We start from the raw sequence: 19,899 nt of genomic DNA, 5'->3' as shown, positions 1-19,899 counted from the left end.
AGATTCCTTTCGTTGCTTCCCACCCCGCCTCGCGGCGACGCAGTTACTTCCAGTTCTCAGCCCGGATGCGCCCGAGGCTGGCCGGAGTCTCCCACTCCGAAGGGTGTTGGCGCTTCGCGGCGCACGAAGTGGGACCCTCCTGTCCCACGTTTTAGTCAATGACGACAGGCACCGACGTATCGGGCGAACGAGTGTCGTCACCCCCTGGGTCACGCGCTCAGTTTTCCGCATCGCCATTCCAGAGCATGGGGATCCGGGTGAAGGTCGGAAGGTCTGAGTCGAAATACTTTTGACCTTGGACTTTAAGACTTTGGATCCGCCCATGGTTCAATGACTGGCGAACGGCGGTCGGGGTAGAATGACCCTTCTCCTTGAAGCTTAATCGCGGATGACGGGCTTGTCCTTGGATCGCGGTTGGCGGCGCTCGCTGAAAACGGACTCCTTGGCTTTCAGGCTCAGACCATCGTAGGCGACGGCGACGAGATCCTGCATGCGTTTGGCGAGGCGCGATTTCGGGTTCCACGTGTAGACAAGCGTCCTGCCCTGTCGACGGCAGACCATCACCCCGGTGCGCTCGAAGCGATCGAGTTGCCGCTGGACGGAATCGAGCGAAACCGCAAAATCCTTCGAAGCGGCACGACCGTAAGTCTCGCCGTAGTGATGGAGATGCAATAGCACCGCCTCACTCGCCCGACTTCCAAAAAGATCCGCCAGCACCGAGAATTGCATGAACCGAAACTAAGGTCATTTGACCCGATATTCAAGTCGTAAATAGAATGAAGCCGCCGGACTGGAAGCAATGCAACGAAGCCGAGCTATGGCAATACGTCGCCTGGCATCTCGAAGGAGCGGGAATCCGTTCGGTGCTCGTAGGCGGCGCGGTGGTCGCATCTACACCGAGGGTCTCTATCAGTCGGGTGATCTTGATCTGATCGCAGACTCCTTCGACGGTGAGGCCTTGAAGGGGGTGCTGAAAGAGCTGGGGTTTGTCCCGAGCAAGTCGCGCTACTTTAAGCATCCGGAGTGCGAGCACCTGTTCCTCGAGTTTCCTCCGGGACCGGTGGAGATCGGGGAAGAGTTTCCGGTGACTCCTGATGAACTCATGGTCGACGGCCGGGCGCTTCAGTTGCTCTCTCCGACTGATTGCGTGAAGGATCGGCTCGCCGGTTACATCCACTGGAAATCTCGCGCAAACTTCGATCAGGCGGTGCTTGTGTGTCGGAGGCAATCAGAACGGATTCACTTTGATCAAATCCGAAAGTGGTGCGACGCGGAAGGAGCACCTGGAGTGTATCTTGAATTCCGTGAAGCCCTGTGATGCCGCGAGGGAGGCCAGGGAATCGCCACTCCCTATTTCAGGTGCTTCGCTTTCCGCGTCTCCATTTCAGAGCATGGGGATCCGGTCTAAGGTCTGAAGGTCTGAAGGTCTGAAGGTCTGAAGGTCGAAGGTCGAAGGTCGAAGGTCGAAGGTCGAAGAGGGGTTGCGTAGCGGGGCGGGGATGGAGGGTTGAGTCTTCGCCTTGATCCGGCCGCAACTCGGAGACGTTCCCCGGGGATCATATGTCAGGCATATTGCCCGCTACCCGTCCTGCACGGCTGGATGCCGCTGCAGTCCGTCCCTGCCTCGCCGGGCTTGGTTCAGGGCGTGGAGCCGGTGGGCACGAGGACGAAGAACTCCCGGGATTGGCTGATGGGTTTTTCGAAGAAGCCACTTTGTCCGGTGGCGATGGGGCTGCTGCCGTAGGTGCCGGGCACGGTCGACGAGAAGACGTCCACCGGGCCTGCGGAGGTGAACTCGATGCGAATCAGCGGGCTGCCCGGACTACCGACCTTGCTGACTCCGGTGATCTCAATGCCTGAGCTCGGGCTGGTTTCGTAGGCCCCGTAATCGACCGTGCCATTCTGGATCCGGGCGCCCCCTCCCAGCTCCGGATTTGAGGCGTTCACCCAATCGTTGGAGGCGGAATCCGTAAGGAGCGTGCCGGCGATAAGTCTCAGCTTGCCGGTGGTGGAGGGTTGGAACAGGGCGTCGCCGGGCGCGTTGGTCAGCGTGACATCTTCCTCGAATGACGGAAACCCGCTGAGAAGACCCTCGATGTTTCCAATCCCGGGATATTGCACGGCGACGTCAAAGACATGGTCGTAAATGGGCGCATTGCTGCCACTGGCGAGATAGATGCCCGAGACCGGAGAGGTGAATTCGGCCATGACATAGTTCTTGAAAAGGATTGTGTTGAGGACGCTCTTCGGCGCTGGCCCGGCGATGAAAACTCCGCCTCCTGCGGTGGCCGCGACGTTCCAAGCGATCGTGCAGTTCAGAAAGGTGAGTTGTCCGGCGACCGGGATGCTGCCGCTGTTGACCAGGCTACTTCGGTAAACGCCGCCTCCGTTGCTGGCGACGCCCGGGTTTCCGGCGCGATTGCCGGAGATCACACAGTTCTCGAACCTGACGCTGACGAGACCCCGGACCGAGGCTCCTCCGCCATCGGTGGCCCGATTGCCCTTGAACCGGCAATTGCGCACCACCGCCGAGGTGATGATGGAGGAATTGGGGTCCGTTTGAAGAGCGAGGCCGCCCCCCTGGACGAGACCGGTGCGGTTATTGAGGAAATCGCAGCGATCGATGGTCGCATCCATTCCGACCACCAGAAGACCACCGCCGCCCGCGGAGGCCTGGCCGCTGCCGTTGTCGAGGAACAGGCAGTCGGTGGCGGTCAGGGTGAGCGATGGGTTGAGGGAGGTGTCGCTCACCGCCGCGGCCCGTCCGTTGTTGCCGCGAAGGGTACAGTTTCGCAACTCGAGGTCGGTGCCGGTGCAGTCGATTCCGAGGATCTTGCCGCCGGTGATGCCGACGCCGTCGAGGACAACTCCCGCCGCGAGGTTGTTGATGGTCACGACCCGCAAACTCAAGGCCGCGCCCGAGACGTTGTCGACGAAGCCGTCGCTGTTGGTGTCGAGGGTCTGGGTGTAGTCGCCGGAGAGAATGGTCGGATGGGCCAGGGGATCCCGGGCCCGTACCGCACCGCTCGACTCGTATCCGCCCAGCAAGGTGATGCCGCTTTTGAGGATGAACGATTCGGCCGGGTCATTGTTGGTCCGGGCCCGGCCTTCGTCCGGGTAGTAGAAACCCTCGGCAATGTGGATGGTGTCGCCTATCGCGGCTTCGTCCAGGGCGTCCTGCAGTTTGGTGATCGGACTCAGCCAGTCGTCACCGCTGCCGCTGCTTCCTGGGTTGTTGATATCGACATACAGATCTGTTCCGAAGCAAGGCGCTGCATGGAGGACCAGAAAGGTGATAGGAAGGAGGAAGGGGCGGAAGGGGGGCGTTTTCATCGGGGTGGGATGCCGGTCTCATGATGGGCACAAATGCCATGTTGAGCACTGACAGGAAGCGACTATTGCGTCAAGCAGGCGATCCCTTGATACCCCCTCCCAACTCGCCCGTTCGGGCTCTTCCCGTCGGCTTCAGTTCGTCGAAGTAGTCGGCATCGAAGTGGTCTAGAGTCGAGGGATCATCCCGCAGTTTGAGCATGCTGAGTCACGCTCCTCATGCTGATAGGGAGGTGGGACACTCCTGTCCCACTATTGCAAGAAATGACGACAGGAGTGTCGTCACCCCCTAATTGAGGCGCTCCGCTTTCCGCATCTCCAATCCAGAGTAAGGGGATCCGGATGAAGGGCTTCGTCGCGGGGGAGGAGGAGGGATTCTCCGGAGAGGGCGAGTAGGTCGGCTTCGCCGATGGAGCGGCGGGGCGGGTGTGGAGGGTTGAGTCTTCGCCTTGATCCGGCCGCAACTCGGAGACGTTTCCGGGGGTTTTCCCCAGAGTTGCCTGTTTCATGAGAGCGGTTTTTCTTTTTCTACTGGTCTTTGCACTCCTGCCGGCGGCGGGTGCGATCCGGACTTTCGGCGATCTGAGTCTGCCGGAGTTTGGCGGTGGGAATGTTCTGATCGGCAAGCTCTTTGCTCCCGACCCGGCCGTTGCGGGGCCTTACCCGGTGGTGACGATGCTTCCGGGAGGCGGGGCCGGCATCAACAGCGTCGAGTGGGCGGCCACGCGATTGGCGGGGGACGGCTACGTGGTCATCATCACCCAGCCGGCCCAAGGCGGAAGCGCGGCGAGCTACAACGCGGCCGCGCGCAGTGGGCTCGACTTCCTGGAGTCCGCGGCGAATCCGGTACTCGCCGAGTGTGACCTGACCCGCGCCGCGGCTTGTGGCTGGTCGCTCGGTGGGCGTTCGCTTTCCCGGACGCAGGAGGAGGATCTCCGGCTCGATTGCATCGTGGCCTGGGACAATCTGGCGATCAGCGAGAATGGCGACGCCGGGTCGCCATCGGGAGTCGGCAGCGGTGTGCCCGTCCGCACGCCACGCGTTCCGGCGATGGGCCAGGCCAGTGAGGGGGGGCTTGCGGGCGCGGCCAACAAACTCACCGCCTTCGAGCACTGGCGGGCGGCTGGCCAGCCGACTGCGGAGATCGCCCTTGCGATTGGATCGACGGCGGCAGCCCATCTGAAGTGGGGGACCTTTGGCACCGAGGCGGAACATGACCTGTTCCACTACTACACGCTGGCCTGGCTCGACCGCTGGTTGAAGGACGACCGTTCCGCCACCGCCCGTCTAACCGCGCCCGAGGTGCTCGGGCAGTCCGCCGCCGGACGGCTGAGTACGAGTTTCCTCTCGGGGCTCTCGCTCGACGGCATTGAAACCACCGATCTGCGCGGCTGGCTGCTCGCCGTGGAAGGAATCCTTGAGCCGCGAACCTTTGCACCGTCTGCGACCAACTCGGCGATCAGCACTTTTGATTCTCCCCACCACGCCTTCTACAGTCCGGCTGCCATTTCCCGCGGACGGCTTTTCCTTTTCCTCCCGGGCACCGGCGGCACTCCGTCCGTCTATCAGCAGATCTGCAAAGAGGCCGCTCTTCTCGGTTGGCACGCCCTCGGCCTCACCTATCCGAATGCTGAGGCGGTCAATGCGCTTTGTGGATCCGACCCAGCCTGTGCGGGACAAGTTCGCAACGAGATCCTCCGGGGAACCGATGACAGTCCGCTGGTGACGGTGAGCCCGGACGACAGCATCGAGCAGCGCACGATCAAGGCACTCACGTATCTTCACCTCATCGCTCCGTTAGAAGACTGGGGGCAGTTTCTTCACGGGGACGGGACCCTTCGCTGGGAGCGCATCGTCGTGGCCGGCCATTCCCAAGGGGGCGGACACGCTGGCTACATCTCGAAGCAGCATGCGGTGTCGCGCTGTTTGATCTTTGCCGCCGCCGACATTGTCGACGGCACCGGGCAGCCCTCCGCGTGGGCCTCGTCGCCCTCCGCCACGCCGGCTTCCCGCCTTTATGGACTCGGCCACCTGCGTGATCCGCTGGTGCCGCCCGGCGTCCAGCGACCGATGTGGGATGCCATCGGCCTTCCCGGGACGGAGCTGCTCGCCGACGGGGCTGCCGATCTTGAAAAGAGTCATCGTTTCATGAGCGACGTGGAACCGGCCGTGGCAGGACTCAGCGCCTACCACGGGGCGATGGCGGTGGATGTCCGGCTTCTGCTTCTCCCCGACGGGACCCCGGCCATCGCCCCGGTATGGCGCGCCATGCTCACCGCTCCGGCCCAGGCTCCGGTCCTTGAGATCCGGCAGAAGGCTGGAACCGTCGTCTGTTCCATCCCATCCGAGGACGGTCTCCTCTACCAATGGCAAAGCTCGACGGATCTCATCGAATGGACCGATGAGGGTGACCCGCAGGTCGGCGATGGAAGCGTTCTGGAGTGGATCGCGCCCACGACCGACACCACGTTCGTCCGGGTCGTTCTCTTCTAGGTTGCGATGGGTTTTGGAAAGAGGATTTTCTAACAGGTCGAGCAGGCTTCTAACAGGTCGAGCGAGCCTTGGCGCGACTCTTGCACGGCTTCAGCGCTGGCGGAACCAGCCGGTGATGCTCATCCGGGTCTTGTGGGCGGGTTGGACTTCGTGCCAGTAGTCGCCGGCGAGGAAGCAGACGAGGGTGCCAAGGCGGGGTTCGATGAGTTCGAAGGGTCCGTCTTTTTCGCCGGGAGTGGTCCAGAGTTTGAGTTCGCCGCCGTCGCCGGGTTGCCAGTCGGGATTGAGGTAGAGGATGACGGTAACGAGGCGGTCCTTGGTGCCGGAGTGACGGTCGAGGTGGGCTTTGTAGAAGGCGCCTTCGGGGTAGATGGCGAAGTGGCCTTCGAAGCTGAAGAGTCCGAGGTAAAAGTGCTGGTTGAGCGCGATCCGCAGGGTCTCGAGCTTTGCGTGATAGGCGAGCTGTTCGGGGGAAAGTGTGGTGTCATCGAGCCACATGACCTGATCGCGGCGAATGTCTTCGCGGATGGTGAGTTGGTCACCACGCCCGACGCCGGCCTTGCGGAAGTCGCCGTTTTCCCAAGCTTGTCGGCACTCGATCATGAGGCGGACGGCTACTTCCTGATCGAGGAAGCCGGGATTCACCGACCAGCCCTGACGGTTGATGTCGCTGACAAGCTTTTGCACAAGCGTGAAGAATCCGAGACGATGAGGCGGAGCGAGAAAATTCGCGCTGGGTGCGGGGATTTTTGTCCGCAGGAGCCGGGCTCAGAGGGATGCTTCGAAAGCCGAATGAGCTGGTCCTTCCCGCCGAACAAACCCCTTGGACTGGTCACGGAAAACAGGACCTTCAAGATGGTTCAATCGGCTGTCCTTGGTTGGTGTGCACTAAGGAGCGGTCAGATTCACATCCATGAAGCCTTTGCCGGGAAGGGCGGAAGTGGGATTTGGGAAGCGGAAAAGGTAGAGGTCGAAGTCGCCGTCTGGTGTGGCTGGACCCACCTGGATGGCATTTCCTGCTCCGGCGGGAAGACCGGCGAGGGTGTCGGCGGCTCGGACGGTCCACGCGAAGCCGGCAGGGAGTTCCCGGCGGATACGAACCTGAAGGGTGAGGTATTCATCCGGCCCGGCAGGAAGACCCAGTGCCACTGCCGGACTGGTGTTTGAAATCGGAAGCTTGCTGCGGTCGGGCACGGTGGGATTCATCCCCATCATGTATTTGGTAAGATTGTCGACACCGTCCTTGGCCGGGATGTCGGTGAAGTCGCGATCGTTGACGGGCAGCACGGCGGACCACGTGCTGTAGCTCAGACCGGTCACGACGGTGGCGGGGAAGGTGCCGACGCCGATGCCTTGGAAAAAAGTGGATGGTGTGCCGATCATCTCCTGGACCTGATCGGTGTTGAAGGCGATGTAGTCACCGGTGCCGGAGATGAATGGGCCGCTGCGGTAGTCGACGTTGCCGCTGTCGGTCGGAGACTTGGTGATGAGGCTGGTCGTCGTGGTTCCATTCGCTCCGAGGGCGACGCGGAAAATATCGAACTTGCTGCCATCGGTATCGGCTGCTTGTGGGTCGAGTTTCGTCGACGAGGAGGCAAATGACACGATGTCACCGTTGTCATTGATGGCCAGACGGGGACCGAAGAAACCTTCGTGCGCGGTGTTGTTGTTAGTCCTGGAGGCAAGCCACACCGTGCCGGCTGCGAGATCCTTGACGAAAGCGTCGTTTCCGAAGTTGGCGGGCGCGCCTGGGACCATGGGATTGGCGGGCTTGAAGATGGCGACGAAGCTTCCTGCAAAGGTGACGCGTGAACCATCGGCATTGATCCGGGGTGCCACGAAGTTGCCGTCGACGACGTTGCCTGCGGCGTTGCGATTGACCATGACCACGCTGCCCGTTGAGATTTCACGCCGACAAATCGCAAGGAAGCTGGCGGTCATGTTGGCTGAATAGTCAGGGTGGGAATTCGCCGAATCCGTGGTGTAGACGACGAAGCGCCCGTCGGAGGATAGATCGAAAGACTGTTGGGCAGAAGCGACCGTGGCTGAGCCGATACCTGTGAGTGCGGCTCCATTTGGAGCGAGCGATACGATATCAAGCGCCTGCGTCAGACTGTCGTAAAGGTAGACGGCGAATCTGCCATTGGTACTTGGTAGCCTGGTGCTTGATACGGGGAGCGTGCGGGTGTTGGAGGCAAAAACGACGTAGCGGCCGTCGGCGGAGATCTTCGGTTCGATGCAGGCTTGGTCGGCTGCCGCCGTGATGAGCCGGGTGGTGCCGGTCAGTCGATCGCGCCAGTAGATGTGTTTGGCGTGATTGCTTGAGCCGGAAACACTGTTGTCCGTGGAGCGCTAGGCGACGTAGCGGCCGTCGTCGCTGATGACGGCATCGGCGACTCCGATGTAAAGGCCGCTGTCGCCGGCGAGGTAAGTCAGTTCGCCGGTGGAGATTTTTCGCAGGTAGGCGCCGCCGCGGGTGATGCCTGGGGTCGATCCGGAGACCGGCGGGCCGGTGACGAAGACGACGAGATCACCATCCGCGGAAAGGTCGGTGATGCTGCTTGAGCTTTGATGAATGCCGTTGTTAGAGTCGCCGGTCAGCAGGCGGACATCGGCTTGGGAGGTGGAGGGGAGGAGTCCGGCAATAATTGCCATCAGGAGGGGGGATCGGAGAGTCATGAAGCTGTTGTTCTCTAGCAATGGCTGGTCGGAGTTGGCGAGGAATTTTAAGGAGAAATGTGCGGGAGTGATTCGTTTCACGGGAATCTTGCAGCGGCGCGGCTGGCGGTGCTGGTGGAGGCGGATATCCAATGAATTCCGGCGTGAGTGAGCAGGGCCTTGCTGGAATCTCTGGAAGTGAACAGTCGGGGACTCAGAAAGAAAACACTCCTGAAGATCGAGCATGCTGTATCGTGCTCCTTGTGCCGATGGGGAAGTGGAGTCTGTTTTCGCCAGGAGCTTCCCGACATCCCAAGACACGAATTCGCTTCCGGTGATGGCCACCGGATGGTAGTCCTCCGGTTAATCGTTTGGCAGCATACGGCAGATCGTGTCCTGGGAACGACCAAGCAAACAAAAAACCTTCATCATGAGCCGCTTCGCATTCCTGCTACTTTCCATATTTCTCACATCTCTCATTTCCACCGCTCAAGCTGGGCGAACATTTCGAGTAATCTATCTCGATGCGCCTGCAGATGCGCCGAAATCGATGCAACTATACGACGGGCGTGGATCGCAGGAGGTCGAACTGCCCAAGATGAATCTTTCTCCGGTTTACAAGCTTCGGTCTGGTCCGGTGGAACTGCACCTTCTGGAGAAAGCGCCCGCCAGCAAGCGGGATGTCCCCGCCGATGCCCCCCATGTCGCGGTGACGGAAGAGATGAAGGATTTCATCCTGCTCGTTGCGCAAAAGAGCGAAAAAATTGATGCTGACGTGCAGGCGAATGAAAGCGGTAACGCGCAGTCCGATGAGAGTGCTGAGGCGGGGGACGGTGGGAAAATACTAACGCTCATGCTCATCGAAGTGGATCCTCGGAAGTTCAAGCCAGGGGGCTTGCTCTGGGTCAATCTCACCGAGAATCGGATTAAGGGAACCTTGGGAGATGAGGAGTTCACGCTCGACGCTGGCTCGCAGACAGTGGTCAGTGACCCGATCAAAGGTGGTGGAAGTTTTCCTGTCAAATTGTCCTTCAGCATTCCGGGCGACGACCAGCTTCGACCATTGAGCGAGACGAAGTGGATTCATTATCCGAAGGGCCGCATCGTGCAGTTCGTCATGGAAGAGCAGGGCAGCGTCGTCCCTCGTCTTCTTGGGGTTGCTGACAACCGCTGAAGTGGCGGTCGCATGATGCATCGCTTTCTGTCGAAGGTTCAAGCGAGAAGACGGAGCTTCAGGGAGCTTGTTTGAGCATCACAGAAAGGCGCTTCTGCTCCGGCATTATCCTGATCAGGCAATTGTTAGAGAAAAGGGAGGAGCAGTGGGTAGGGAAGGTTGAGGGATTTGACCGTGAGGACTCCCGAGTTTTTGCCTTCCTCGTGCGATGGCCGGAATCTGCTCAGGGAGGTCTCCGTGTCGTCCAGAGCAGGCCTTTTCAGAAGGTGATTTTTCGCTGCGGCAGGACGGGCCAGAGGCGCTTGGCGAAGATATCGAAAATGTTTGAGTTTCACTCAACATTTCATGCATATAATACCACCGAACCGGAGAAACCCATGAATCGTAGAACCTTTATTCGCGCCACCGGCGCCACCGCTGTTGCCTTTGGACCGTCATCCAGTCTGCTGGCCCTGGAAGCTGATAATGCCTACCGCAAGAACATTGGCATCCAGCTTTACACCTTGCGCGATGCCATCGCGAAAGATCCGGTCGCGGCCCTGAAGCAGGTGGCGGACGATGGCTACAAGCAGGTTGAGCTCTATGGCTTTCCCAATTCTGACGCGATGATTTCGGCAGCCAAGGATGCGGGTCTGGCGATTCATTCCTCGCACTTCGAGTGGGATTCGGTGGTGAACCCGAAGGATGCGGCGATGTCGGATTTCGCGAAGATCCTTGAGAAGGCCGAAGAGATTGGCTTGACTCATCTGGTGATTCCCTACCTTCAGGAGGGGAACCGAAAGACGCTGGATGACTACAAGCAGGTTGCCGCCCATTCGAATCAGGCCGCAGCCATGGCCAAGAAAGCGGGGATTCAACTTTCGTATCACAATCACAGCTTCGAGTTTGAACCGAAGGAAGGCGGCAAGTGTGGTTATGATATCTTGAGGGAGGAGTTCTCACCGGAGATGAAATTCGAGATCGATGTGTTCTGGGTCAAGGTCGCCGATCTGGATCCGGCGGCGCTGATCAAGGAGATGACCGGACGGGTGACCCAGCTTCACCTGAAGGACTTGAAGGAAGGGATCAAGCTTCCCATTTATTCAGGCGTGCCGAATGACGCCTTCAAGGAGTTGGGAAACGGGATCATCGACATCGAGCCCATCATTGTCGTGGCCAAGGCGGCGGGCGTGGAGTATTGTCATGTCGAGCAGGACCAATCGCCCGACCCGCTTGCGAGCATACAGGAGAGTATTCAGTATCTCAACAAGCTGTAGAAGGGAGGCCTCGGTCGCCTTGGTCATTGTGCTCCGATAGGTGAGCCAAGGGGCTCACGGTCGGTGCCGAAAATCCCTTATCTCGGCTGGCCTAGTTCGGTTTGCGCCGTTTGAATGCAGCATGTTGATCAGATCCGCTAGCCTCGCCATCGTCGGAGTACTTGCAGCTGGATGTGCGAGCATGCCGGCTGAGGTGCCTTCGGGATTCAACTCCAGGGTGCTCGCGGCGCTACGGACGATGCCCAGCGGGGGTGGCTATGACGGCAGCGACGCGACCAAGAACCTGTTGCATGGTGCCTGTGGTCTAACAGGTGGAGAAATCCGGGTGGATGCGAAGCGTGCCAAGCCGAGTTTTTGCTCGGGGGCGACCTATCTGGTATTGCTTGAGGCATTGGGGCGTGGCTCGGAGGCGCTGCTTCCCGAGATCGATCAACAGGATGGACACGGGGTTTTCGGGCGTTGGAATGCAAATGGCCCCGGCTCGGCAAAGCTGGTGGCGGACCTTGGTGCGGGCCGGAACTTCACTTCGTGGGACGAGGCGAAGCCGGGGGACTTTCTCAAGATCTGGTGGACCGATCAGATCGGTGGCCGCGAACGGGGACATCTTGTCGTCTATCTCGGGCACGATGCCGAAAGCGTGCGTTTCTGGTCGAGCAATCAACCCGATGGTTATGGCACGAAGTCGGTGCCACGCCGCGATTGCAAACGAGTGCTTTTCACCCGCATCACCAAGCCGGAGAGGTTTGCCAACGCGACTCAACTGCCTGCTGTGGACCCTTGGCTTGCCAGGATGCTGCGAGAGGATTTCACCTGGGGCGAAGTGGCATCCAAGTGCCGGGTGAGCGGGTGAGCGAGCAGGGGCGGCACCCCGTGGCTCCGAACAATGGCTTCAATGTCCCATCCGGGCCTTCATCAGCTTGCGGTGCTTGGTGACTCGGCCATTCACCCGCTTACGCCACAACCTGAAGCTTGATGGCTTGAGATTTCGGCGCATCACTTTGATGACCTCCGCTTCGACGAGGCCGGTCCGCTTCTCGATTTCTTCAAAGCTTGTCCGGTCCTCCCAAGCCATGCGGATGATTCGATCGGTGAGCGCTGAGTCCATGTCATCCCCTAGGCACGGTTTCGACCTTTGCAAGCAGGGGGCGTCCCGAAGAGTGTCGGCGGTTGCGGATCGGGAAAGTCTCGGGAAAGAGCGCAGGTGGTGAGAGTTGGCACGTGGGCTGCTCCCATTTGCTCTGTCGCGACACATTAGGCGGTCCGACTGAGCCACCCCGAGGTTAATTGGTTTTCCTTTGGGTCATCAGTCGGGCCGCTCTTTTTTTCCAATGAAGCTTCGATGCCCGGCATCATGCGCGGCATGAGGAAATTTGGTTGCCGAGACTGGCGCCAATCTATTCTCGGCATCCGGGTCGGATGTTCTCAACATGAAGGCCTTGATGAGCCGAAAGAAGAGCAAGACCACGCGCTTTGGTGAAGAGCCACAGGCACCCAACGCTTTTGGAGCCCTCGACGCTCTCGGCAAGTTGCCTGAGGGGCCGGAGGACCCAGGTCCCAGTGTCGTGGCAAAGACCTCCGGGCGCGGTCAGAAGAATACCCAGCGCGGTCGTGTCGACATCGTTCGTCAGACCGCGCACCGCGGTGGGAAGGCAGTGACGATTGTGAAGAATTTCACCGGGATCGGACTTTCTGAGAAACAGGAACTCGCGAAGAAGATGCGGAAAGCCTGTGGTGTTGGAGGCACGGTCAAGGATGGCTGCATTGAAATCCAGGGCGACAAGCGGGAAGAGGTGAAACGCATTCTAACAGATGCGGGCTTCAATCCGGTGTTCTCCGGTGGGTAGGGGAGTCGCCTCACCGCGGGCAGGGTCGGTTTCAGGGTAGTGAAGTCCACGAAAGCGGATCCTGAGTTGCGTCAGTCCTTTCCGCCGCTTGCCATCAACTCGGTGACCCGGGTCTTGCCTTCGGCTCCGGTCAGGATCCGGGCGCGATGACCTGGACTGTTAGGCGCTTCTTCAGCATAGAGGATGAGCTCAAAGGCTCCGGGATTCTTGTGCAGCCAGTAGTTTACGAGGTCATCGGCGCTGAGGGTGACGTGGCCGCCGCGCCGGGTCAGCGTGAAGTCAATATCGTCCAAGCCATTGATGGCCCGATAGATCACCTCGGTACAGACCTGCTTGCTTGAGTCCGCGAAGTCGAAGCGGAAGTCGTAGTGCTGACCGAGATAGGAAAACGTTCGGCTGACCTGCTTGGCTCGGTCGTCCGCTCCGATTGTCGGCCGCAGGACCAGCAGACGGTTGATGTGGGTGTCCATGATGTATTCCAGATTGCTGAGTTTGACGCCCTCGGCCACCGCCTCGATCAGGTTTGCCGGGCGTCCGCCGACCGTTGTCGTTTGCTTCAAGTCTTCCCGGATTTTTTGTCCCTCCGCCCGTCCGCCAACGAGGATGATTCTATCCGGCGACAGACCGGCAGCCTTCCGTTGCTCGACGGTGCCGATGAAGGTGATGCCGTGTTTGAAAGCGCCGGGTATGAAAACGTCGCTGGCATAGCCCGCGGTGAAGGTGAGCAGAATGTCGCCGGGTTGCAGAAGGGATACGACTTGCTGCTTCTGGGATTCGCTGAACGATACGAGATGCGCGTTGGGTTTCTTCAGTCGGCTGACGTGGAAAAAGATCTCGGTCTGGGCGAAATACTCCGCGTCGTCCATTTCGTCTGCCACCTTGACCTTGGCGATCGTCGCTCCCCGCTTGAAGACCGGCTCGAGGCTTTCGACCTGGCGGTCGTAGGTATCCCGGGGAATGCCGGATCGTGGGTAGGCCTGATTGAGCTTGTCGACGGCAATCTTGTCGTCTGCGAAGGTGGTGACGAGGAAGTGGGATTGCTCGAGGGCGAGGCGGTTCGCGCGAGCGCTTACGGGATGAGCTTCGGACACCTTTTCGTAGCGCTCCACGATTTCGTTCAGCTGATGGTGCGCGGTGTGAAATCGGAAATACAGCAGTTCGGTGCGATCACTTTCCTGGGCCGAAAAATATCCGCGCGACTTCCACTTACCCGTCGAGCGAAGCGAAAGAAAGTCTCGCCGTAGCTCGGCGTTGTGGGACTCGATGTTGTCCAGCACCTGCTTGTCGCTTGCCACCGCCGCGGTCAACTCCTCCGGGGTGAGTGCCGGGCGGGAGTTGTGGCATGAACAATGGAGAAGGGTGACGGAGGCGAGGACAATGAGTCGAATGCGAAAGAGGAAGGAAAGGATTGGAGGCGACATGGGAGGAAGCTTGCCGGGCCCGCCTCGGAGTGTCGAGGACATGAATCGTCCTGATTCTCGACCGATCCTCACCTTCGGGTAAGCCTCCGAAAGGTTTCGGGCTCTGAGCTGTATGTGGAGTGGGCGGTGATGCTGACGCCTGTATTTCACACGTCTGCCAGTGGGATTTCATGGCCCATGAGTCCGGTGAGGGCTGTTGGCTTTCCGGGCATGAGCGTAAGGGATTGAGCGGGAGACAAGTATAAGAGCATCCACCGAACTCATTGCCCCGCCCAGATTGTGAAACCACTTGTCCGTCTTGAAATATTGCTTCTGTTCTTTGCCATGGTCGCCGGCGCCTTCGCCGCAGAGAAAATGAACGTCCTCTTCATCGCCGTCGATGATCTGCGCCCCGAGCTGGGCTGCTTTGGGAATAAGGAGATCCACTCACCCAACATCGACGCACTTGCCGCACGCGGAATCCTCTTCGAACGCGCCTATTGCCAAGTCGCGGTTTGCGGTGCCTCGCGAGCCAGCATCATGACCGGCCTCCGTCCGCAAACGACCCGTTGTTGGGATTACAAGACGCCGATGCGGAACAAGAATCCCGATGCCCTGTCCATGCCTCAGTACTTCAAGGAGCAGGGCTACAAGACGCTCTCAATTGGAAAGATCTACCATGCCTCAGACGACGATTTTCCAGAAGGTTGGTCGGAGAAACCGCTGCGGGGCCTTGGACCCTCCTATGCCTCGCCCGATGGGATCGCCGCCCAGAAAAAGGCGAGTCGAATTGAGAGAGAGACGGGAGTGCGGTCCAACGGCCCCGCCAGTGAGAACGGCGGCGATGTGGATGACGATGCCTACGGCGATGGCATGGTGGCGAAGACCGCTGTCGGGCGCCTCAAGACATTGGCCGCCGACAAGACTCCGTTCTTCCTCGCCGTCGGTTTTGCCAAGCCTCATCTCCCCTTCAACGCTCCCGGCAAATACTGGGAGCTCTACGACCGTTCGAAGATTGAAGTTCCCTCCCGCGACGAGGTCATCGACGGCCTCTCCTATGATGGCTCCAGTTGGGGTGAACTCAAGAACTACTCCGACATTCCACGAACGACGAAATGGCTGGACGACGCCAAAACACGCGAACTCATCCACGGATACCGCGCCAGCGTCAGCTACATGGACGCACAGGTGGGACGCCTCATGGCGGCCCTCGATGAAACCGGCCTCGCCCGGAGCACCGTCGTGGTTCTCTGGGGCGACCATGGCTACTACCTCGGTGACTTTGGTGATTGGTGCAAGCACACCACCTACGAGGTTGCCGCAAAGGTCCCGCTCGTCATTGATGCTCCTTCGATGAAAGGCGGCCAGCGAACCACGGCGCTTGCCGAGCTGGTCGACGTCTTTCCCACCCTCTGCGAACTCAGCGGACTACCCGTCCCCGAAGGACTTCACGGCAGCTCCCTCAAACCCGTGATTGAGAATCCCGCCAATCCTTGGAAAGAAGGGGTTTTCAGCCAGTATTTCAAAAACAAACCCAAGGTCGGCAAGGTCCTCGGGACCAGCCTCCGCACCGATCGCTACCGCTACACCGAGTGGCGGAGAGAGGATCAGGACGGTCAGCTCGAAGACATCACCCTCATCGATTTTCAGAACGATCCCAACGCGAGGAGGAATGTTGCGACTCATCCCGAATACAAAGAGGTCCTCAGAAAACTCAAGATCTTGACCGCCAAGTCCGGCACCGGAATCAAGCCCGGTTAGGATCTCATTTGCGAGTCACCAATTTGGAGTGGGTTGATTCGACAGATCGTGCGCCACAGCCGCAGGCGGACGGGCATCCCGGGGTGGATGAACTTCAGGCTCCACCGCCTGGAGCGGTTCCGCCGGGGAATCGATCCGCGTGGAGAGCAATCAAACGCATCCAGGCTTCTCGTCGCTCTCCAAGCCCGCTGTTAGATGGCTTTGTAACGAACGCGCTTTCCATCAGGTCCGATCGGGCGGTCATCGACTCGTTTGCCGATTTCCACGGCCAGAGAAACCCGTCGGGGCCGTTCGGCGGGATGACTACGAGGCCGACGGTCTTCAGCCTCATCGACACGCAATTCGCGTCCTCCAAGTTTCGTGCCGTTAAGCGTCTCCATGGCCTTTTCCCCCATTTCGCGACTGCCGAAGGTTACGAAGGCGAATCCTCGGGGTCGCCCGGTTTCCCGATCCAATGGCCGGGTGATTTCAACAATAGGCTCAAAGGCGTCGAGAATATCCCGCAGTTCGGGCTCGCTCGTTTCGTGGGACAGGTTTCCAATAAACAGTTTAATCATGTTGTTTTGTCGTTTTGATCTCACCCGCGAAATCCAAAACACTGCGCTTCAGCTCGGACCGGGAGAACCCCGGAAATCAACGAGCAAACGACCAATGCCCGATGCGGGCAAGTGGGTGAACCTCGCATGAATCCCTGCCGACCCCAAGGATTCTTTCCGTATGCTCTTGTCGAAACATCGTGGGTGCTGCCATTGAGTAGCTTTTGGGACCTGAGCAGAGACCCGGGCCTTCTTGCGGAGCAGGACGGTCGTGACGGATTCACGGATCGACGCGCTGTCGAGTCGTGCTAGCTTGAGAAGCATGTCGGCTTCTGTTGGCCCGACAGTTTTTTCATGTCTTGTTCTCCCGAACCTAGCTTCAAACCCGGCGACAACTGCTGGCGGGTGACTCGTGCATCGAAAGGCGCGTTTTTACTGAGCGGACAGGATTATTTTAGCGCCTTTCGAGAGTCGGTGCTTCTTGCCGAGCGCGAAGTCCTGTTGCTCGCCTGGGACATCAGCGGGTCGATCGAGATGATCCGCACGCCGGAGGATGATGATGGCTATCCATCATGCCTCGCCGATTTCCTGATTGCGGTTCTTGATGAGAAACCTGATCTCGAAATCCGGATCCTCCTTTGGGACTACTCGGTGGTCTATCTCGCCGAACGCGAGTGGCTGCCGTTCACCAGATGGAAGGAACCGGGGCATCCAAGGCTTCACTTCGAGACCGACGATGCCATCGCGGTCGGCGCGTCTCACCACCAGAAGCTGGTAGTCGTTGATGGAGTGTTGGCGTTTTGCGGCGGCATCGACCTCAGTGCGTGGCGTTGGGACCGGCCTGAGCACCGTGCCGAGGACGAGAAGCGGCGAAACCCCCAAGGCTCGCCCTACCAGCCCTATCACGATATCCAGCTGGTCTTGACCGGCCCGGTGGTGGGGGATCTTCGCGATCTTGTGATGATGCGCTGGAAACGGGCAACGGGTGAAGAGATTTCGGACCTTCGATCTTCGCGGAAAGATGTGCCATGGCCGGAGTCGGTGTCGGTCGATTTCGAGGATGAGGAACTGGCGCTTGCGCTGACTTTCGCACAATATGAGGACTACCCGCCGAGCCGACATATCGAGCAACTTCACCTCGACTTGATCGCCTCCGCGGGCCGATACCTTTACATCGAGAACCAATATCTCTCCTCGCACACGATTGTCGAGGCGCTGGCCGACCGGCTTCGTGAAGTGGACGGGCCGGAAGTCGTTCTGGTCCTGACCCGTGAGGCCGGCGGATGGGCGGAGGAGGGGACACTCGGCTTGCTACGCGACCGTCTGTTAGAGATTCTTGCCGATGCCGACCTCCATGAACGGCTCACAAGTTGCTATCCCCATGCCGAGGATGGCGATGGTTCAGCAAGTCAGGTCTACGTTCACGCGAAGTTGCTGATCGCTGACGACCGCATGTTTCTGACCGGATCCGCCAACCTCAGCAACCGCTCGATGAAAGTGGACTCGGAAGTCGATGTTGCCGTCTTGCACGACGAGCCTGTTGATTTCATTCGTGCTCTTCTGGACAGGCTTCTCGCGATGCATTTTCAAATGGAACCATCGACGGTCCGGGATCGCATCGAAGCTTCTGGATCCATCGGGGCTGCGATCAAGGAGCTTCGCGATTCCGGGGGAAACCGGCTGCGGATTCTCGAGGGCGGATGCAATTCGGTGTTGCAGCGGAAGCTTGCGGATTCGCAGCTTTTGGATCCCGACGAGCCGATCAGCCCGGCGCATCACGTCCGCAAGGCCCTGAAGGCCGAGAATCTAGTGCCCGAACTCAGCGATTCAGACGACTCGTCACCCGTTCCGCTGCGCGTGCTCAAGGTGGTCGGATGGATCGCGGGACTGGCTCTGCTGGGCCTGGCATTGAACCGCCTGTCGGGCACCTTGATCGATCAGGATCGTGTCACCCGTTTCCTCGCGCCGCTGGAGGATTCCCCATTTGCGATCCCGTTGCTGATCCTGGTCTTCGCGGTGGCCGGAGTGCTCGCCGTGCCGATCAATCTGATCATTATCGGTGCCACCATCGTGCTCGGTCCGTGGTATGCCTTTGGTTGTGGTTTTGGCGGAACGATGCTGGCCGCAGCTCTCTCCCATGCGATCGGGCATCATGTCGGAAAGCCCGTCGTGGCCAGGTTTGCGGGCGACAAGCTTGAGGCCTTGTCCGCGGCACTGGCCAACCGGGGCATCTGGTCGGTGGCGCTCATCCGCGTGCTTCCCGTCGCCCCCTTTGGTGTGGTGAACCTCGTCGCTGGCATCTCGAGCATCCGTTTCTCGGTCTTCATGATTGGATCCGCCATCGGTCTTCTGCCGGGTGTGGCGGCGGTCACCCTCGCCACCCGGCGGTTTGTCATGGCAATCGAGGATCCGGGCCTGGGCAACTGGTTGTGGTTTGCGGCATTTCTGGCGGTCATTGCCGGTGTTTCCTGGTGGCTCAAAAAGCGCTTCACCTGATTCCCATGATCCGACTGCTCACCTACAACATCCACGGCTGCATTGGTCGCAGCGGACGCGAGGACCCGGATGCCATTCTCGAAGTGATCAGGCAGAGTGAGGCCGATGTGGTCGCCCTGCAGGAGGTTCACGATGACGACGCCACGAGAACGCGTCTCCTGAACCGTGCCGAGGAAATCGGATTCTCGACCGTCACCCATGGCCCCGTGCTGCAGAAGTCTCGTGGGCCATATGGCAACGTCCTGATGTCACGGGTTCCACCGCGCAAGACCCAGCGTATTGACCTCGATCTTGGCGGAATCGAAGCGCGGGGCGCGATCCGCTTTCATCTCGACCTTCCCGATCGCCCGCTCGACGTCTGCGCCACCCATCTCGGTCTGGCACCCGCTGAAAGACTCCGCCAGATCCGCCGGATCGATCAGATTCTGGCCGATGCCGACGAAGGTCACGATGACGGCATTCAGGTTCTGATGGGCGATCTCAATGAATGGCGACCGGCCACCCGCTTCATGCGCACGCTCAGGCGGCGCTTTCCGATCATCTCCCGCCAATCGACCTTTCCGGCGCGACGACCGTGCATCGCGCTGGATCGTATCGCCGTCCGTGGGGAAGGGTGCGAGGTTCGCTTTCAGCGGCTCGATCTTCCACCTGCCGACCGTGCCTCCGATCATCGGCCGCTGCTTGCCGAGATTGAGTTCGGCTAGTGTGGTCCGCCAAGCAGACTGTGCGTTATGCGATGAGAGATTTTTTCAAAGTTCAAGGCGCGAGGAGGGAGCGAATCGAGATTCGTGACCGACGAGAAACGCAGAAATTTGGGAAAAGATCTTATCGTCTCCCTGATTGACCCGTTAAGCGGCTGATCTTTCAAACCTTTATTCAAAACATAATGGGCAATCTGCTTGGCGGACTACACTCGGCTGAAATCATGAAGGGCACGCTTCTGAAAATCGC

At 59.6% G+C, this 19,899-nt stretch carries 18 protein-coding genes; 10 read left to right on the top strand and 8 right to left on the bottom strand.

All coding sequences use genetic code 11. The features are described from left to right. Positions 1 to 277: hypothetical protein (locus WBG04_RS07260; RefSeq protein ID WP_424313724.1), on the top strand; the 277-nt coding region annotated here is incomplete at its 5' end. Between the two features lie 101 nt (positions 278 to 378). On the opposite strand, the gene WBG04_RS07255 is transcribed toward WBG04_RS07260, so the two are convergent. Further along, positions 379 to 729 (bottom strand): ArsR family transcriptional regulator, encoded by a 351-nt coding sequence (locus WBG04_RS07255; RefSeq protein WP_424313723.1) that lies wholly within the window; start codon positions 727 to 729, stop codon positions 379 to 381. An 88-nt stretch (positions 730 to 817) separates the two neighbouring features. Here WBG04_RS07255 and WBG04_RS07250 point away from each other — a divergent pair, with 88 nt between their 5' ends. Then, positions 818 to 1,318: a hypothetical protein gene (locus WBG04_RS07250; RefSeq protein ID WP_424313721.1), complete on the top strand. Its 501-nt coding sequence runs from the start codon at positions 818 to 820 to the stop codon at positions 1,316 to 1,318. Positions 1,319 to 1,638: 320 nt separating this feature from the next. Here WBG04_RS07250 and WBG04_RS07245 read toward each other — a convergent pair whose 3' ends face one another. After that, positions 1,639 to 3,333, bottom strand: a complete 1,695-nt coding sequence (locus tag WBG04_RS07245) for a right-handed parallel beta-helix repeat-containing protein (protein ID WP_424313720.1) — start codon at positions 3,331 to 3,333, stop codon at positions 1,639 to 1,641. Positions 3,334 to 3,837: 504 nt separating this feature from the next. Between WBG04_RS07245 and WBG04_RS07240 the strand changes: the two genes are divergently transcribed. Further along, on the top strand, positions 3,838 to 5,823 hold the full coding sequence (locus WBG04_RS07240; protein WP_424313719.1) for an alpha/beta hydrolase family protein: 1,986 nt from the start codon (positions 3,838 to 3,840) through the stop codon (positions 5,821 to 5,823). Positions 5,824 to 5,913: 90 nt separating this feature from the next. Here WBG04_RS07240 and WBG04_RS07235 read toward each other — a convergent pair whose 3' ends face one another. From WBG04_RS07235 to WBG04_RS07225, 3 genes are all read right to left on the bottom strand, one after another. Next, positions 5,914 to 6,510 carry a 2OG-Fe(II) oxygenase gene (locus WBG04_RS07235; RefSeq protein ID WP_424313717.1) on the bottom strand — a complete coding sequence of 199 codons (597 nt, stop codon included), beginning with the start codon at positions 6,508 to 6,510 and terminating at the stop codon, positions 5,914 to 5,916. A 201-nt stretch (positions 6,511 to 6,711) separates the two neighbouring features. Next, positions 6,712 to 7,764 carry a hypothetical protein gene (locus WBG04_RS07230; RefSeq protein WP_424313716.1) on the bottom strand — a complete coding sequence of 351 codons (1,053 nt, stop codon included), beginning with the start codon at positions 7,762 to 7,764 and terminating at the stop codon, positions 6,712 to 6,714. A gap of 411 nt (positions 7,765 to 8,175) precedes the next feature. After that, positions 8,176 to 8,502: a hypothetical protein gene (locus tag WBG04_RS07225; RefSeq protein WP_424313715.1), complete on the bottom strand. Its 327-nt coding sequence runs from the start codon at positions 8,500 to 8,502 to the stop codon at positions 8,176 to 8,178. A gap of 529 nt (positions 8,503 to 9,031) precedes the next feature. Between WBG04_RS07225 and WBG04_RS07220 the strand changes: the two genes are divergently transcribed. The 3 genes from WBG04_RS07220 to WBG04_RS07210 all read left to right on the top strand — a co-directional run bounded on the left by WBG04_RS07220 (position 9,032) and on the right by WBG04_RS07210 (position 11,761). Next, positions 9,032 to 9,655 (top strand): hypothetical protein, encoded by a 624-nt coding sequence (locus WBG04_RS07220; RefSeq protein WP_424313714.1) that lies wholly within the window; start codon positions 9,032 to 9,034, stop codon positions 9,653 to 9,655. Positions 9,656 to 10,032: 377 nt separating this feature from the next. Further along, complete coding sequence (locus tag WBG04_RS07215; protein ID WP_424313713.1) at positions 10,033 to 10,911, top strand: sugar phosphate isomerase/epimerase family protein; 879 nt, start codon at positions 10,033 to 10,035, stop codon at positions 10,909 to 10,911. A gap of 121 nt (positions 10,912 to 11,032) precedes the next feature. Continuing rightward, entirely contained in the window at positions 11,033 to 11,761 is a 729-nt protein-coding gene (locus WBG04_RS07210) for a hypothetical protein (protein ID WP_424313712.1), read from the top strand. 39 nt (positions 11,762 to 11,800) lie between these two features. Here WBG04_RS07210 and WBG04_RS07205 read toward each other — a convergent pair whose 3' ends face one another. Continuing rightward, positions 11,801 to 12,016, bottom strand: a complete 216-nt coding sequence (locus WBG04_RS07205; RefSeq protein WP_424313710.1) for a TIGR03643 family protein — start codon at positions 12,014 to 12,016, stop codon at positions 11,801 to 11,803. Between the two features lie 334 nt (positions 12,017 to 12,350). Between WBG04_RS07205 and WBG04_RS07200 the strand changes: the two genes are divergently transcribed. Beyond that, entirely contained in the window at positions 12,351 to 12,755 is a 405-nt protein-coding gene (locus WBG04_RS07200; RefSeq protein WP_424313708.1) for a translation initiation factor, read from the top strand. Between the two features lie 71 nt (positions 12,756 to 12,826). Here the strand turns inward: WBG04_RS07200 and WBG04_RS07195 are convergent, their stop codons facing one another. Next, positions 12,827 to 14,218, bottom strand: coding sequence for a YiiX/YebB-like N1pC/P60 family cysteine hydrolase (locus tag WBG04_RS07195; RefSeq protein ID WP_424313707.1), 1,392 nt, complete (start codon positions 14,216 to 14,218; stop codon positions 12,827 to 12,829). A 237-nt stretch (positions 14,219 to 14,455) separates the two neighbouring features. Here WBG04_RS07195 and WBG04_RS07190 point away from each other — a divergent pair, with 237 nt between their 5' ends. Continuing rightward, positions 14,456 to 15,916 carry a sulfatase gene (locus tag WBG04_RS07190; RefSeq protein WP_424313706.1) on the top strand — a complete coding sequence of 487 codons (1,461 nt, stop codon included), beginning with the start codon at positions 14,456 to 14,458 and terminating at the stop codon, positions 15,914 to 15,916. Between the two features lie 191 nt (positions 15,917 to 16,107). Here WBG04_RS07190 and WBG04_RS07185 read toward each other — a convergent pair whose 3' ends face one another. Beyond that, on the bottom strand, positions 16,108 to 16,473 hold the full coding sequence (locus WBG04_RS07185) for an RNA recognition motif domain-containing protein (protein ID WP_424313705.1): 366 nt from the start codon (positions 16,471 to 16,473) through the stop codon (positions 16,108 to 16,110). Positions 16,474 to 16,806: 333 nt separating this feature from the next. Between WBG04_RS07185 and WBG04_RS07180 the strand changes: the two genes are divergently transcribed. Together WBG04_RS07180 and WBG04_RS07175 are read left to right on the top strand one after the other, a co-directional pair. Further along, positions 16,807 to 18,948 (top strand): VTT domain-containing protein, encoded by a 2,142-nt coding sequence (locus tag WBG04_RS07180; RefSeq protein ID WP_424313704.1) that lies wholly within the window; start codon positions 16,807 to 16,809, stop codon positions 18,946 to 18,948. Between the two features lie 5 nt (positions 18,949 to 18,953). After that, positions 18,954 to 19,652 (top strand): endonuclease/exonuclease/phosphatase family protein, encoded by a 699-nt coding sequence (locus WBG04_RS07175; protein WP_424313703.1) that lies wholly within the window; start codon positions 18,954 to 18,956, stop codon positions 19,650 to 19,652. Positions 19,653 to 19,899: the final 247 nt, after the last annotated feature.

Origin of the sequence: Haloferula sp. (assembly GCF_049672945.1) — a bacterium.
Classification (GTDB): Bacteria; Verrucomicrobiota; Verrucomicrobiia; order Verrucomicrobiales; family Akkermansiaceae; genus Haloferula.
Note: the sequence above shows the minus strand (reverse complement) of the source record. Positions and strands in the feature narration are given on the sequence as shown.